Origin of the sequence: Methylibium sp. T29 (assembly GCF_000576205.1) — a bacterium.
Taxonomy (GTDB): Bacteria; Pseudomonadota; Gammaproteobacteria; order Burkholderiales; family Burkholderiaceae_C; genus Methylibium; species Methylibium petroleiphilum.
Genome location: NZ_AZND01000002.1, coordinates 1 through 15,468, shown reverse-complemented (window position 1 = coordinate 15,468; position 15,468 = coordinate 1). Strand labels below are relative to the sequence as shown.

The window sequence follows — 15,468 nt, the reverse complement described above, 5'->3', positions numbered from 1 at the left end:
GGCATGCCGCGCGAGGGTGCCAACGACGGTGCGGCCTTCATCGGACAATCGCTGCGATCGATCGTTTGAACCGCTCCGGCAACCTCAGGACTCCGAATGGCCGCTTCCAGCTTGCTTGCCCTCATCGACGACATCGCGAGCGTGCTCGACGACGTGGCCCTGCTCACCAAGGTGGCCACCAAGAAGACCGCGGGGGTGCTGGGTGACGATCTGGCGCTCAACGCCCAGCAGGTGACCGGCGTCTCGGCCGACCGCGAACTGCCGGTCGTGTGGGCCGTGGCGCGGGGCTCATTGAAGAACAAGGCGATCCTGGTGCCTGCGGCGCTGGCGATCAGCGCCTTCGCGCCCTGGGCCGTCACGCCGCTGCTGATGGTCGGGGGCGCGTTCCTCTGCTACGAAGGCTTCGAGAAGCTGGCGCACAAGTTCATGCACGACAAGGCGGAGGACGAGGCCCGCCGGGCGGAACTGGCCCGCGCGGTGGCCGATCCGGCGCTGGATCTGGTGGCTTTCGAACAGGACAAGATCAAGGGTGCGGTGCGCACCGATTTCATCCTGTCGGCCGAGATCATCGCGATCACGCTGGGCACCGTGCCGAGTCGCCCTTTATCACGCAGGTGTCGGTGCTGGTGGGCATCGCGCTGCTGATGACGGTCGGCGTCTACGGGCTCGTGGCGGCGATCGTGAAGCTCGACGATGGCGGCCTCTATCTGAGCCGTCAGCCGGGCGGCGGGGCATGGGGCCGCTTTCAGCGCGGTCTGGGCGCCGGCATCCTGAGAGCGGCACCGTGGCTGATGAAGGGGCTGTCGATCGCCGGCACCGCAGCGATGTTCCTGGTGGGTGGCGGCATCCTGACGCACGGCATCCCGGTGCTGCACCATGCCCTCGAGGCGATCGTGGCCCGGGTCGCGGCGTTCGCCGGTGGCGTCGGGGGGGTGTTGCAGGCGTTGCTGCCGAGTGTGCTGGATGGTGTGCTCGGCATCGTGGCAGGGGCGCTGGTGCTCGCTGGCACGAGCTTGGTGCGCCGGATCATGGGGCGCGCCAAGGAGGGCGCGACGCCTGCCTCGCGATAGGCCGTGAAGGAGATTCCTTCGCAGCTTCTCGCCGTGCGCGGAATCTGCCCGCCGGACCTCGACGCGGGTTTGTTTCCGGCTCCGGCACCTCGGTCCACAAACGAAGCAGCCGCCCGCAGGCGGCTGGTTGAAAATGCCTCGGCCGGCTTCGCCGGTCGAAACCGATCGCCTGTCAGACCGAGAATTCCTCGATCTTGCGGCCGGAGGCCAGCGCTGCCTTCAACCAATTGGGTTGCAGCCCGCGGCCGCTCCAGGTATCGCCGGTCGCGGTATTCCGATACTTGACTGCGACCTTGCGACCGGCGGTCCCGCCGGTTTTTGCAGCCTTGGCCGGTTTGACCGGGGACTTGCTGCGCCCCAGATCCGCCAGCGTGATGCCGTGTTCGTCCATCAAGGCCTTGATCCTGGCGATGACCGCGCTGTGCTCGGCACGACGTGCGGTCTCGATCTGCTCGGTCAGGGCCGCAGCCTGCCGCTCGAGCGCGGCTTTCTGGGACATCAGGTCTTGGTATGTGGCCATTTCAGCGTCCAGCTCCATCGAGTTGAATTGAAGCGGGGAATAGCGCCCGCCTGAATTTGATTCTAGGCGGTCCAGCGAAAATCGTGCAATGTGACAACTCAGAGAAAACCCGGCCGCGGCCGGGTTCCAGGTGGAATATGTCGGGAATTATTTGTAGCCGACCCGATCGAGGCTCTGCTGAACCCGGATGGAATTCAGCCCGACCACCGAGATCGGAATCAGTTCGGCCTTGAAAGCTCCCAGCGCGTCGAGTGCCGGATTGGCGACCTTCACGCCCGGCACCACCGGATATTCGTTGTTGCCGTTCGCGAAATAGGTCTGGGCCGAATTGGTGGACAGGTATTCGAGGAACTTCACGCCGGCATCGCGGTTCTTCGCGTGCCGGGCCAGCGCGCCGCCGGCGATGTTGACGTGGGTGCCCCAGGATTGCTGGTTCGGGAACACGACCTCGATCTTCTCGACCACGGCCTTGTCTTCCGGCTTCTCCGAGCGCATCAGGCGTGCCAGGTAGTAGCTGTTGGTGAGGGCGATGCCGCACTCGCCGCTCGCCACGGCCTTGATCTGGTCGGTGTCGCCGCCCTTGGGGGCGCGCGCCATGTTGTCGACCACGCCCTTGAGCCAGGCCTCGGTCTTCTGGGCACCGAGGTGCTCGTACATCGAACCGAACAGCGACAGGTTGTAGGGGTGCGAGCCCGAACGGGTGCAGACCTTGCCCTTGTTCTTCGGATCGGCGAGTTCCTCGTAGGTGTCCACGTCGTCGCGCTTGACGCTGCCCTTGTTGAACACGATCACGCGCGCGCGGGTGGAGAAGCCAAACCACTGCGAGCCCTGGCCGTCGTCCTTGCCGCGCAGCTGCGCGGGAATGCGCGACGCCAGCACGCTGGACTTGACCGGCTGGAACAGGCCGTCCGCGTCGGCCAGGATGATGCGCGCGGCATCGACCAGCAGGATCACGTCGGCCGGGCTCGAGGCGCCTTCGCTGCGCAGGCGCGCCAGCAGACCGGCGTCGTCGGCGTCGACGCGGTTGATCTTGATGCCGGTCGACTTGGTGAAGTCGGCGTAGAGCGCCTCGTCGGTCTGGTAGTGACGCGCCGAGTAGAGGTTCAGCACCTGGTCCTGCGCCGCAGCGGCGAACGAGGCACAAAGGGTGGCGGCGGCCAGGGCCGTGCGGGCGAGGGTAGAGCGGACCATCGTGGAGTCTCCTGTGACAACGATCTGTCAGTATAAGAGTCAACACGAATGATTCGCGTCTGCGTCACCATTCCAGGCATCCGCAACGCACCGCCCTCGCGGGGCGGGCCACACGCCCTTGCGGCCGAACTCAGGTCGGCGTCGGCGGCACGTAGCCGGCGGGCTGCTCGGCGCCGGCGCCGAAGAAGTAGTTCTCCATCTGACGCGCGAGGTACTGCCGCGCACGGGCGTCCGCCAGATTCAGACGGTTCTCGTTGACCAGCATCGTCTGGTGCTTGAGCCACTGGGCCCAGGCTTCCTTGCTGACGTTGTCGAAGATGCGCTGGCCCAGTTCGCCGGGGTAGGGCGCGAAATCCAGTCCGTCGGCGTCTTTCTTCAGCAGGGCGCAGTGCACGGTACGGGCCATGGGGAACTCCTTGTCCTTGTGATCGGGTCGACGAGGCTCGTCAGGCGAGCTTCTTCACCAGGACCAGCGAGCGTCGGTCCCAGTTGTACTTGCGTTTGCGCGCTTCGGGCAGCCAGTCGGCATCGACCTGGACGAAGCCGCGCTTGATGAACCAGTGCATCGTGCGGGTGGTGAGCACGAAGATGCTGGTGAGGCCGGCGGCACGGGCGCGCTGCTCCACGCGCTTGAGGATGCGCTCGCCATCTCCCTGGCCCTGCACGCTGTTGCTCACCGTCAGCGCTGCCATTTCGCCGGTGTGAGCCTCGGGGTAGGGGTAGAGCGCCGCACAACCGAAGATCACGCCGTCGTGCTCGATCACGGTGTAGTGGTCGATGTCGCGTTCGATCTCGGTGCGGTCGCGCTTGACCAGCGTGCCGTCGCGCTCGAAGGGTTCGATGAGCTGCAGGATGCCGCCGATGTCGTCGGAGCTGGCCTCGCGCAGGCTCTCTAGCTTCTCGTCGACCACCATCGTGCCGATGCCGTCGTGTGTGTAGACCTCGGTCAGCAACGCGCCGTCGGCGTTGAAGGGCAGGATGTGCGAGCGCTCGACGCCACCCTCGCAGGCCTTGATGCAGTGGCGCAGGTAGAAGGCGGTATCGGTGGGTTGGGTCGGGTCGGGCAGGGCGGCCAGCAGGCGCCGGGCGTCGGCCAGCGCGAGCTCGGTATCGATCGCGCTCTCGGCGTCGCGCGGGTCCTCGCGCACGCCTGGCACCTCGGTCAGGAACATCAGTTTGTCGGCCTGCAACGCGATGGCGGTGCTGGTCGCCACGTCTTCCATCGTCAGGTTGAAGGCCTCGCCGGTCGGCGAGAAGCCGAACGGCGACAGCAGCACGATCGCGCCGATGTCGATGGCACGGCGAATGGCCGCCGCGTCGACGCGCCGCACGATGCCGCTGTGAAGGAAGTTCACGCCGTCGACGATGCCGACCGGCCGCGCCGTCAGGAAATTGCCCGACACCACGCGCACCGTCGCGTTGGCCATCGGCGTGTTCGGCAGGCCCTGCGAGAACGCCGCCTCGATCTCGAAGCGCAGCTGGCCGGCGGCCTCCTGGGCGCAGTCGAGCGCCACCGCGTCGGTGATGCGCAGGCCGTGGCTGAAGTGCTCCGGGTGGCCCTTGGCGCGCAGCTGCTCGCTCACCTGCGGGCGGAAGCCGTGCACCAGCACCAGCTTGATGCCCATCGCATGCAGGATCGCCACGTCCTGCACGAAGGCGTTCAGTCGGCCCGCGGCGATGCCTTCGCCGGCCATCGCGACCACGAAGGTCTTGCCGCGGTACGCGTGGATGTAGGGCGCGACCGAGCGAAACCAGGGAACGAAGGTGTGCGGGAAGACGAGGTCCATGAGACGGGCGCCGGGATAATCGCGGATTCTGCCCGACACCATGCCCGAGACCGCTCCCCGCACCGCCGCCCCTGCACCGCCGCGATCGCTGCCACCCATCCGCTTCCCCGAGGCGCTGCCGGTCTCGGCCCGGCGCGACGAAATCGCCGAGGCGGTGCAGCGCCACCAGGTCGTCATCGTCTGCGGCGAGACCGGCTCCGGCAAGACCACGCAGCTGCCCAAGCTGATGCTGGCGCTGGGCCGCGGCAAGGCCAATGCCAAACCCGGCGAGCGGGGACGGCTGATCGGCCACACCCAGCCGCGGCGCATCGCGGCGAGCTCGGTCGCCAAGCGTATCGCCGACGAGCTGGAAACGCCGCTCGGCGAGGTGGTGGGCTACAAGGTGCGCTTCCAGGACCGGCTGACGTCGGGTGCCTCGGTGAAGCTGATGACCGACGGCATCCTGCTGGCCGAGACGCAGACCGACCCGCTGCTGCAGGCCTACGACACGCTGATCATCGACGAGGCCCACGAGCGCAGCCTCAACATCGACTTCCTGCTCGGCTACCTGCGGCAGATCCTGCCGAAGCGGCCCGACCTGAAGGTGATCGTGACGTCGGCGACGATCGATGCCGATCGGTTTGCACGGCATTTCGGGAGCGTCCGCCCGACGCCGGACCGCCCCAAGCCGGGCGGCGCGCCCTCGGGGGGCGGAGACAGTGCGGAGCGCGGAGCGTGGGGGCACGAACTCGTGCCGGCGCCGGTGATCCAGGTGAGCGGCCGGCTGTTCCCGGTCGAGCAGCGCTGGAGGGCTTTCGAGGAGTCGCGTGAGCACGACCTGAACGACGCGATCGCCGACGCCGTCGACGAACTGTGGCGCGAGGGCCGCGGCGACGTGCTGGTGTTCCTGCCCGGCGAGCGCGAGATCCGCGAGGCCGCCGACCACCTGCGCAAGCACCTGCTGCAGCAGCACCGCGGCGGCCCGCAGCCCGAGATCCTGCCGTTGTTCGCGCGGCTGTCGCAGACCGAGCAAGACCGCGTGTTCCAGGCCGGCAACGGGCGGCGCATCGTGCTGGCCACCAACGTGGCCGAGACCTCGCTCACGGTGCCCGGCATCCGCTACGTGGTCGACGCCGGCACGGCGCGCGTCAAGCGCTACAGCTATCGCAACAAGGTCGAGCAGCTGCAGGTGGAGCCCATCAGCCAGGCCGCCGCCAACCAGCGTGCCGGCCGTTGCGGGCGCGTGGCCGACGGCATCTGCATCCGCCTATACGACGAAAAGGATTACGCGGGCCGGCCGCGCTTCACCGATCCCGAGATCCTGCGCAGCTCGCTGGCCGGCGTGATCCTGCGCATGAAGGCGCTGGGCCTCGGCGACGTGGAGGCCTTCCCCTTCCTCGAGCCGCCGCCGAAGAAGGCGATCGCCGACGGCTACGCGCTGCTGAACGAGCTGGGCGCGACCGACGACGACAACGCGCTCACGGCGATCGGCAAGGAGCTCGCCAGGCTGCCGCTGGACCCGCGCATCGGCCGCATGATCCTGGCTGCGCGCGACCGCCAGGCGCTGGCCGAGGTGCTGGTGATCGCCAGCGCACTGTCGGTGCAGGACGTGCGTGACCGGCCGCTCGAACAGCAGCAGGCCGCCGATCAGAAGCACAAGCTGTTCGAAGACGAGCGCTCCGAGTTCGTCGGCTACGTCAAGCTGTGGCAGTGGATCGAGCTGGACGCGGCCACGCCGCGCACCCGTCGACCATGCCGGCGCCGGCCCGTGCGTCGGACGGCCGCGGCGAGGGCACGGCCGCCCACAAGCTCTCCAACCGCCAGCAGGAGCAGCGCCTGCGCGAGCACTTCGTCAGCCCGCGCCGCGTGCGAGAGTGGCGCGACATCCATTCGCAGCTGCACACCGTGGTGGCCGAGCACGGCTGGCGGCTCAACGGTACGCCGGCCACCTACGAGCAGCTCCACCTGGCGATGCTGGCCGGGCTGCTGGGCAACGTGGGTTGCAAGAGCGACGACGAGGACTGGTACCTCGGCGCGCGCGGCATCAAGTTCTGGCGCCACCCCGGCGCGCACCTGAGCAAGAAGCCGGGCCGCTGGCTGATCGCCGCCGAGCTGGTGGAGACCACGCGGCTGTTCGGCCGCGCGCTGGCGGCGATCGAGCCGGCGTGGATCGTGCAGGTGGCCGGCCACCTGCTGAAGAAGCAGCTGCTCGAGCCGCATTGGGAGAAGAAGGCGGCCGAGGTGGTGGCGCTGGAGCGCGCCACGCTGTACGGGCTGGTGGTCTACAACAACAAGCGGGTCAACTTCGGCAACGTCGACCCCGCCGCCGCGCGTGAGATCTTCATCCGCGAGGCGCTGGTGAACGGCGAGTGGGAGAGCCGCCTGCCTTTCCTTGCGCACAACCGCAAGCTGATCCGCCAAGTGGAGGAGCTGGAGCACAAGTCGCGCCGGCAGGACGTGCTGGTCGACGACGAACTCATCTTCGCCTTCTACGACCAGCAACTGCCCGAGGACGTGTGTTCCGGCACGACGCTGGAACGCTGGTACCGCGCCCAGAGCCCGCAGCAGCCGAAGCTGCTGATGCTGACCAAGGACGAGCTGATGCGCCACGAGGCCGCGGGCATCACCACCGCGGCCTTCCCGAAGACGCTGCGCCTGGGCGGCATCGACTGCGAGGCCGCCTACCTGCACGAGCCCGGCGACAGCAAGGACGGCCTGACCGTCACCGTGCCGATCTACGCGCTGAACCAGGTGAACGACGAGCGCTGCGAGTGGCTGGTGCCGGGCCTGCTGAAGGACAAGGTGCTGGCGCTGATGAAGAGCCTGCACCAGCGGCCGCGCTCGCGCCTGGTGCCCCTGCCCGAGGCCGCAGCCGAGTTCTGCGAGCTGGTGCCGTTCGCGCAGGGCAGCCTGGTCGACGCGCTGCTGAAGGCGGTGCGCGAGCGCACCCAGATCGCGGTGCAGCGCAACGACTTCAAGCTCGAGACGCTGCAGCCCCATCTGTTCATGAACTTCCGTGTCGTCGACGAGCACGGCCGCCAGCTCGGCATGGGCCGCCACCTGCCGACGCTGAAGGCCGAGTTGGGCGCGCAGGCCAGGTCGGCGTTCCAGGCGCTGGCGGCCTTGAAGCTGGGCGGGGTGGAGCAGGCGGCGAACTCGCCATCACCCAACCCTCTCCCACCAGCGGGAGAGGGAGCCGCACAAACTCTCTCCCTCTCCCGCCCGCGGGAGAGGGCCGGGGTGAGGGCACGCCACCCTCGGCCACGCCGCCTCAGCGCCACACCACCTGGTCCTTCGGCGAACTGCCCGAACTGATGGAGATCCGCCGCGGCGCGCAGAGCCTGGTCGGCTTCCCGGCGCTGATCGACAAGGGCGGCCACGTGGAGATCGAGGTGTTCGACGAGCCCGACGTCGCGGCCACGCGCCACCGCGCCGGGCTGCGCCGCCTGGTCGCGCTGCAGATCAAGGAGCCGCTGAAGTACCTGGAGAAGAGCATCCCCGACCTGCCGCGCATGGCGGTCGCGTACATGGCGCTCGGCGGCAGCGCCGACGAACTGCGGGCGCAGATCATCGACGTGGCGCTCGACCGCGCCTTCCTCGTCGAGCCGCTCCCCACCGATGCAGCGGGCTTCGCGAAGCGCATCGACGAGGGCCGCACGCGGCTCAACCTGATCGCGCAGGAGGTGGCGCGCCTCGCGGCGACCGTGCTCGCCGAGCAGGCGACCGCCACCCGCAAGCTCAAGGACACGCGGCCGGCCAAGGAGGTGGCCGACGACGTGGCGGCGCAACTGGCGCGTCTGTGCCCCAAGCGCTTCCTGGCCGAGACCGGCTACGCGCAGTTGCACCACCTGCCGCGCTACCTGAAGGGCGTCACGCTGCGGCTCGACAAGTGGCGCGCCGACCCGGCGCGCGATGCGGCCCGCCTGGCCGAACTGCGCCCGATCGAGCAACGCTACCTGCGCCGCGTGGCCGAACTCAAGGGCGCGGCCGACGCGCGGCTCGACGAGTTCAGATGGCTGATCGAGGAACTGCGCGTGAGCCTTTTCGCACAGGAACTCCGGACACCCCAACCCGTGAGCGCCAAGCGCCTGGAGAAGGCCTGGTCCCAGCTGAGCGCGTGAACATCCGGCTCGGCAAAGTGCGCTGGCTACAATCGCGGCTCAGTCGGGGCGTAGCGCAGCCTGGTAGCGCAACTGGTTTGGGACCAGTAGGTCGCGAGTTCGAATCCCGCCGCCCCGACCAATGTTCATGCGGCCTGTCAGGTGGAAGCCTCCAGGCCGCTTTTGCTTCTGACGGACCGGCCCGTCCGAGGCGAGCGCTCCTATCGACAACCCGGCATCCCGGCGCCGGCAAAAGCGCTGGGCAGTGCCGATGATCTGGGTCGAGCAGCGCAGGGGCCCGCTCCGGCGCCGCGACATTCGCAGATCGGCTGCTCTGCGTGCCAACGGTCGGACTCCACCTGCGCAACGACGCCCGGGTCCATATGCCCGTGTGTCGGAAACAGCCTCAGGCCGCGCTCGCTGAAGTCGCCCATGGCTATCCCACCACTGATCAATCGAGACAATTCGGTCGCGAAGTCCTCGGCCCAGATCACGCGCTGAAGCTTGTTCATGACCCATTCTGGCAACGGCGGCGGGCGCTGTGCGCGCCGGGGCAGCACCGCCGTTGACCCACATCAAGCGCCGAGCAATCGGGGCAGAGGTCGGCGTTGACGGCTCCCTGTCGGGTTCGGATTCACGGCTTGCTGCTGTAGTTCAGCGGCACCCAGACATAGCCCTTGCCCTCGGCACGAAGGCGTCCGATGCCCGGGAACGAGACATGAGCGATGGCCACGTAGTAGCCTTGGCGGGCCGCATCGGCGAAGGCCTTGCGGCGCTGCGGCATCGCCGTCTTCGAGTCGACATCGAACTTGATGACGATCGAGGGGTCGGGAAACTGCACGGCGGCCACGTGCATCATGTCGCCCCAGATCACCAGTTTCTGCCCGCGGCTCTCGACGACATAGAAGGTGTGACCCGGCGTGTGGCCCGGCGCCGGCTCGGCGCGCACCCCGGGCACCAGGTCGGTGCTGCCCGTGAACGTCTTCAGGCGGCCGGCGTCCTGGTAGGGTTTGACGGCGGCCATCGCGCCGGCGAAGAAGCCCTTGGCGTCGTCGGGCGCCCTGGCCATCTGCTCGTTGCTGAGCCAGAAGTCGGCGTCGTGCTGGTCGAAGCGCAGCGTCGCGTTCGGGAACGCCGCCTTGCCGTCGGCGAGCAGGCCGCCCACATGATCGGGGTGAAGGTGGGTGATGTAGACCTCGTCCACCTGCTCGGGCAGGTAGCCGGCGGCCTTCAGGTGGGCCGGCAGCTTGCCGAGCGTCGGGCCGAACAGGCCGGCGGCGCCGGTGTCGATCAGCACCAGCCGCGTCCCGGTGTTGACCAGGTAGGCGTTGACCGAGGTCTCGAGCGGCACGCCCAGGTAGGCCCGCTGCAGCGCGCGCTTCACCTGGCCGGGCCGGGCGCCGGACAGCAGCTGGTCGACCGGCAGGTCCACGGTGCCATCGGACAGCGCGGTGATCTCGAAGTCGCCCAGCATCATCCGGTGGTAGCCCGGCGCCTGGGTCTTCTGCTGCGGCGCCTCGGCGCGGCTGTCGGTGAGGGCGGGGCCGCCGGCCGACAGCGCGACGATGAGCCCGAAGATGGCAAGGAGTTTGCGAGTCATGGGACGTTCTCGGGAGTCGCTAAGGGATAGAGCGGTAGGCAGTCTAGGCCTCATGAGATAAAACCGCTCGGGCTCGCGGCATGGCCGCCAAGGAAGGCAATTTGGGCGCTCGTCTGGTCGAATGGCGTCGTACGTTCCGGCGGCAGGCTGCCGGGTCTTTGCTGCTGCTGCTGGCCGTGGCCGTCTTCCTGGGCGTCTCGCTCGCGCAGAGCTTCGATCGCTACCAGGTCGCGGCCGATGATGACCTCGAGAACCTCACGCTCAACCTCGAGCGCTATCTCTTCACCCGCTTGCAGGCGGCCGACCTCGTGCTGCAGTCGGCGGCGCAGAGCTTCGCGCTGATGAGCGCGGCCGGTCCGGTGAGCGAGACCGAGTTCAATGCCGCACTGTTCGAGTTGCAGAAGCGGCTCCCCGATGCCCCGGCACTGCGCGCGGCCGACCACACCGGGCTGGTGCTCTATGGCGGGGGTGTCGACCCTGCGCAGAGGCTCAGCGTAGAGCGGCGCCAGTTCTTCCAGGAAGCCAAGAGTTCCTCGACGATGGTGCTGGGGCTGCCGCTCAAGTCACGCATCACCGGCCGCTGGGTGCTGCCGCTGGCCCAGCAGCTGCGCGACCACCGCAACGCCTTCGCCGGTGTCGTCTACATCAACCTCGATCTCGAGGAACTGAACGGATTCTTCGGCTCGTTGAAGCTTGGCGCCCAAGGGGTGATCACGCTGTTCAACGCGCGCCGGGAAGTCCTGCTGCGCCTGCCGGCCGCGCCGATGGCGCAGGACGAGCAACCGGTGCGCGTGGCGGCGCCGGAGGTTCTGAACTCGCTCGCGTCAGGCAAGCCGGCGGACCGGTTCCGCACCCGAAGCTCGATCGACAGCGTGCTGCGGGCCGTGATGTACCGGCAGGTCGGCGGCTATTCGGTCTTCATCCTGGCCGGCCTGGCGGAGGCGGACTTCCGGGCGCCTGGTACCGGGAGCTGGCGATCACGGTGGCGTTCTGGCTCGTTCTGGCGGGTGCGCTCTGTCTGTTGTTGGTGCAGCAGTACCGGTCGGGGCGCGGCCAGCTGCGGGCGCTGCGGCTGCTCCAGGAGGCCAAGGAGCAGGCGGTGCGGGCCAATGACTCGAAGTCGCTGTTCCTGGCCAACATCAGCCATGAGATCCGCACGCCCCTCAACGGCGTGCTGGGCTTCGCGCAGATCGGCTACCGCGATCCGTCGGTCGCTCCGGAGGCGCGCCAGAAGTTCGCGCGCATCCTCGAGTCCGGCAAGCTGCTGCAGGGCATTCTGAACGACGTGCTGGACATGTCCAAGATCGAGGCGGGCAAGCTCCTGCTGGACCCGACCCCCACGATGCTGCGGCCGGCCCTGGAGCGTGCGGTCGACCTGGTCCGGGGCTTCGCGCGCGACAAGGGCATCGCGCTGTGCCTCATGGTGGACCGTCGCGTGCCCGAGGTCATCGTCGTCGATCCCCTGCGGCTGGGGCAGATCCTGCTCAACCTGCTGTCGAATGCGGTCAAGTTCACCGCCTCCGGCCAGGTGGACGTGACGGTCGGCGTCTCCGGCGACAAGCTGGTCATCAACGTGCGGGACAGCGGGCTGGGCATGTCCGAAGAGCAGATCTCCCGGCTCTTCATGGCGTTCGAGCAGGCCGATCGATCGACCACGCGTCGTTATGGAGGCACCGGCCTGGGCCTGGCGATCACCAAGCGGCTGGTCGAGATGATGAATGGCTCGATCGTGGTCACGAGCCACCTGGGGGCCGGATCCACGTTTTCGATTCGCCTGCCGCTCGCGCGCTCGACCTTGACCTCGGTGGAGCCCGAAGGGCCGGTCGGCACCGACGCGGAGCCTGTCGGTGCCGACACGATGCTGCAGCCTCAACGGGGCGAACGCGAAGAGACCGCGGGCCGGCTGCCGCATTCGAGGCTCGACGGGATGCGCGTGCTGGTGGCCGAGGACAACCCGGTCAATCAGATCGTCATCGAGAGCATGCTGTCGATGGAAGGGGCCTCCGCGGAGGTGGTGGCTGATGGCTACGAGGCGATCGACCGCGTCGCCGCGCAGCTGGATCCGAAGTACAACGCGGTGCTGCTGGACGTGATGATGCCTGGCATCGACGGCTACGAGACCGCGCGACGCATCCACTCGCTGGACGCGGAGTTGCCCATCATCGGCCAGACCGGTCACGCGCTCGCGGAGGATCGCACCCACTGCATCGAGGCTGGCATGGTCGAGCGCGTCACCAAGCCGCTCGATGCGGATGAACTCGTCAGCGTGCTGCTGAAGCATTCGCGCCAGGTCTGAGGCGCAAGGCCGCAAAGTGCCGCGTACACTTCCCCTGCCCCCTCTGCCCGTAGCTCAACTGGATAGAGCACCAGCCTTCTAAGCTGGGGGTTACAGGTTCGATTCCTGTCGGGCAGGCCAGTTGGGAAACCACCGTGCCGGCGATCCACTGTATGGCCTTCGTGCCCGCCGACATGACCTACCGAGGAGTGAAGTCTTGAACTCCCGTGTTGCCGAGTTGTCGTCCTCCGCGCCGTCCGTCGATCGCAGCCTGCGCATCGTGTGGCGCCGCCGCCTGGAGGCGGTGCGGTCGCAGTCGCTGCAGCTCGCTGCGCCGCTGTCGGCCGAAGACCGCTGCGTGCAGTCGATGCCGGATGCCAGCCCCACCAAGTGGCACCTTGCGCACACCACCTGGTTCTTCGAGACCGTGGTGCTGCAGGCGCACCAGCCAGGCTACCGCGTGCACGACGAGCGCTACGCCTTCCTGTTCAACTCCTATTACGAGTCGCTCGGGCCGCGTCATCCACGCGCCCAGCGTGGCCTGCTGACGCGACCGTCGAACGAGGAGGTGCTGCAGTACCGGCGTCATGTCGACGAGGCGATGCTCACCTTCGTTCGCGAGTCGGACGACGCCGCTTGGCTGGCCGCGCTTCCGCTGATCGCGCTGGGCCTGCAGCACGAGCAGCAGCACCAGGAACTGATGCTGACCGACGCCAAGCACCTGCTGTCGCTGAACCCGCTGCAGCCCGGCTACCGCAGCGCGTCTCCGGACGGCGAAGGCCGGGTGTTCGCCGCGCGCGGCCTGCATCCCGCACCGGTGTGTGGCCCGCCGTTGCGCTGGCTGGCGCGCGCCGGCGGTATCGCGGACATCGGCGCGCCTTCCACGACGGCGTTCGCCTTCGACAACGAGACGCCGTGTCACCGCGCACTGCTGCAGGCGCACGAACTGGCCAGCCGGCCGGTCGCCAACCGCGAGTTCCTCGAGTTCATGCGCGACGGCGGCTACCGTCGACCCGAGCTGTGGCTCAGCGATGGCTGGGCGGCCGTGCAGCAGCAGGGCTGGGCCGCGCCGCTGTACTGGAGCGACACCGAGGCGCGGTGCCCGGGGGTCTTCACGCTGCTGGGGCCGCGGGCGCTGGATCTCGACGAGCCGGTGAGCCACCTGAGCTTCTACGAGGCGGCCGCTTACGCCACCTGGGCCGGTGCGCGCCTGCCGACCGAGTTCGAGTGGGAGGCTGCGGCCGCCGACGGCGTGCTGGAAGGGACGGGTGAGGTCTGGGAGTGGACGCGTTCGTCCTACGATCCCTACCCGGGGTTCCGGCCGCAGGCCGGGGCCGTGGCCGAATACAACGGCAAGTTCATGGTGGGTCAGCTGGTGCTGCGAGGCGGCAGCTGCGCGACGCCGAGCGGGCACGCGCGGCCGAGTTACCGCAACTTCTTTGCGCCGGGCGCGCGCTGGCAGTTCGCGGGCCTGCGGCTCGCGAGGGATGTCTCGTGACGACGCAGCCGTTGCGGGCCACGCCCGATGCTCGCGCCCATCTGCTGCCCGTGACCGACGCGCAGCCGCCGCACCAGGTGATCGACGGCGACTTCGCCCGTGAGCTGCTAGCGGGGCTGGCGCGCCGGCCGCGCAGCATTGCGCCCAAGTTCTTCTACGACCGCGAGGGCTCGGCGCTGTTCGACCGCATCTGCGAGCTGCCCGAGTACTACCCGACGCGCACCGAACTGGCCCTGATGAAAGCGCAGGCCGACGAGATGGCCGAGTGCATCGGTCCGGACGCCGAGATCGTGGAGTTCGGCGCCGGCTCGAGCCGCAAGATCCGCGTGCTGCTGGGCGCGCTGCAGCGGCCACGTCGCTTCGTTCCGATCGACATCTCGGCCGAGCACCTGCACGTCGCGGCCGATGCGCTGCGTGCCGACCACCCGGGGCTGGACGTGCGCCCGATCGCCGCAGATTTCACCCGACCCTTCGACCTGCCGGCACCGCATGCCGCGAGCCGTCGCCGTGTCGGCTTCTTCCCTGGCTCGTCGATCGGCAACTTCGGCCCCGACGAAGCGCTGGGCTTTCTGCGCCGCACGGCCGTGCTGCTGCGCGGCGGCGGGTTGTTGATCGGCGTCGATCTGGTCAAGGATCCGGCGCTGCTGCACGCCGCCTACAACGACACGGCCGGCGTCACGGCCGCGTTCAACCTGAATCTGCTGGCGCGCGCGAACCGCGAACTCGGTGCGAACTTCGATCTCGCCCAGTTCGCGCACTACGCCCCTTACCGGCCGGCCGAGCAGCGCATCGAGATGCACCTGGTGAGCCGCCGTGCGCAGCAAGTGCGGCTGTGCGGCCATGTCTTCGAGTTCGCCGAAGGCGACACGCTCCACACCGAGAATTCGCACAAGTTCAGCGTCGCGGGATTCCGCGCACTGGCCGAGCAGGCTGGCTACACGCCCCGGGCAGTGTGGGTCGACCCGCAGCGGCTGTTCAGCGTCCATTGGCTGGCCCTGCCAGCGTGAAGGGGGAGTTTTCTATGAAGGCGGAGTGGAACGGCGTGGTCATCGCCGAGAGCGACGACACCGTGGTGGTCGAGGGCAACCACTACTTTCCGGAGAGCGCGCTCCGGCGCGAGTACGTGGTCGGCAGTAACCACCACACCATGTGCTCGTGGAAGGGCGAGGCGAGCTACTACTCGCTGCTGGTCGACGGTGACCTGAATCCGGACGCCGTCTGGTACTACGCCGAACCGAAGGAAGCCGCGGCCGAGATCAAGGGTCGGGTCGCGTTCTGGAAGGGCGTCAAGGTCTCCTAGGCGCTGCGCCGGCGCAATGGCGGCACAGGCAGGCGACCCCGCGTTGCTCGGGCGGCAGCCCGGTCAGGCGTTCGGGGGCGATGCACACGGTGCTGCACCAGCAGGCCACGTCGAAGCGGCCGGCCGCGGCCACGGCGCAGCCGTTCGG

Annotated in this window: 11 protein-coding genes, 2 tRNA genes and 2 pseudogenes; 9 read left to right on the top strand and 6 right to left on the bottom strand. The window is 68.5% G+C overall.

Features of this window, described 5'->3' with window-relative positions:
- Positions 1 to 96: 96 nt before the first annotated feature.
- Positions 97 to 1,070 (top strand): annotated as a pseudogene (locus tag x551_RS00550) (DUF808 domain-containing protein).
- A gap of 172 nt (positions 1,071 to 1,242) precedes the next feature.
- On the opposite strand, the gene x551_RS00545 reads toward x551_RS00550, so the two are convergent.
- The 4 genes from x551_RS00545 to argA form a co-directional block, all read right to left on the bottom strand.
- On the bottom strand, positions 1,243 to 1,608 hold the full coding sequence (locus tag x551_RS00545; protein WP_231497429.1) for an H-NS histone family protein: 366 nt from the start codon (positions 1,606 to 1,608) through the stop codon (positions 1,243 to 1,245).
- 129 nt (positions 1,609 to 1,737) lie between these two features.
- Positions 1,738 to 2,781, bottom strand: coding sequence for a Fe(3+) ABC transporter substrate-binding protein (locus x551_RS00540; protein ID WP_036228625.1), 1,044 nt, complete (start codon positions 2,779 to 2,781; stop codon positions 1,738 to 1,740).
- 130 nt (positions 2,782 to 2,911) lie between these two features.
- Entirely contained in the window at positions 2,912 to 3,187 is a 276-nt protein-coding gene (locus x551_RS00535; RefSeq protein WP_011828971.1) for an oxidative damage protection protein, read from the bottom strand.
- 40 nt (positions 3,188 to 3,227) lie between these two features.
- On the bottom strand, positions 3,228 to 4,568 hold the full coding sequence (argA, locus tag x551_RS00530; RefSeq protein WP_011828972.1) for an amino-acid N-acetyltransferase: 1,341 nt from the start codon (positions 4,566 to 4,568) through the stop codon (positions 3,228 to 3,230).
- Positions 4,569 to 4,608: 40 nt separating this feature from the next.
- On the opposite strand from argA, the pseudogene hrpA reads away from it, so the two are divergent.
- Together hrpA and x551_RS00520 are read left to right on the top strand one after the other, a co-directional pair.
- Positions 4,609 to 8,668 (top strand): annotated as a pseudogene (hrpA, locus tag x551_RS00525) (ATP-dependent RNA helicase HrpA).
- A 44-nt stretch (positions 8,669 to 8,712) separates the two neighbouring features.
- A tRNA-Pro gene (locus x551_RS00520) sits at positions 8,713 to 8,789 on the top strand.
- A 79-nt stretch (positions 8,790 to 8,868) separates the two neighbouring features.
- Here the strand turns inward: x551_RS00520 and x551_RS24870 are convergent.
- Positions 8,869 to 9,159 carry a hypothetical protein gene (locus tag x551_RS24870; protein WP_148210911.1) on the bottom strand — a complete coding sequence of 97 codons (291 nt, stop codon included), beginning with the start codon at positions 9,157 to 9,159 and terminating at the stop codon, positions 8,869 to 8,871.
- Between the two features lie 122 nt (positions 9,160 to 9,281).
- Positions 9,282 to 10,247: an MBL fold metallo-hydrolase gene (locus x551_RS00515; protein ID WP_231497428.1), complete on the bottom strand. Its 966-nt coding sequence runs from the start codon at positions 10,245 to 10,247 to the stop codon at positions 9,282 to 9,284.
- Between the two features lie 158 nt (positions 10,248 to 10,405).
- Here x551_RS00515 and x551_RS26695 point away from each other — a divergent pair, with 158 nt between their 5' ends.
- The 6 genes from x551_RS26695 (at position 10,406) to x551_RS00480 (ending at position 15,320) form a co-directional block, all read left to right on the top strand.
- The gene (locus x551_RS26695; RefSeq protein WP_051495393.1) at positions 10,406 to 11,527 is read left to right on the top strand and encodes a cache domain-containing protein; all 1,122 of its coding nucleotides are present in this window, start codon (positions 10,406 to 10,408) and stop codon (positions 11,525 to 11,527) included.
- The gene (locus x551_RS00500) at positions 11,419 to 12,543 is read left to right on the top strand and encodes an ATP-binding protein (protein WP_051495391.1); all 1,125 of its coding nucleotides are present in this window, start codon (positions 11,419 to 11,421) and stop codon (positions 12,541 to 12,543) included. Before x551_RS26695 ends, x551_RS00500 begins: the two co-directional genes overlap by 109 nt.
- 43 nt (positions 12,544 to 12,586) lie before the next feature.
- Positions 12,587 to 12,663, top strand: a tRNA-Arg gene (locus x551_RS00495).
- A 130-nt stretch (positions 12,664 to 12,793) separates the two neighbouring features.
- Complete coding sequence (egtB, locus tag x551_RS00490; protein WP_036228729.1) at positions 12,794 to 14,020, top strand: ergothioneine biosynthesis protein EgtB; 1,227 nt, start codon at positions 12,794 to 12,796, stop codon at positions 14,018 to 14,020.
- Between the two features lie 41 nt (positions 14,021 to 14,061).
- Positions 14,062 to 15,027, top strand: coding sequence for an L-histidine N(alpha)-methyltransferase (gene egtD, locus x551_RS00485; RefSeq protein ID WP_148211018.1), 966 nt, complete (start codon positions 14,062 to 14,064; stop codon positions 15,025 to 15,027).
- Positions 15,028 to 15,041: 14 nt separating this feature from the next.
- Entirely contained in the window at positions 15,042 to 15,320 is a 279-nt protein-coding gene (locus x551_RS00480) for a DUF427 domain-containing protein (protein WP_011828980.1), read from the top strand.
- Positions 15,321 to 15,468 lie beyond the last annotated feature (148 nt).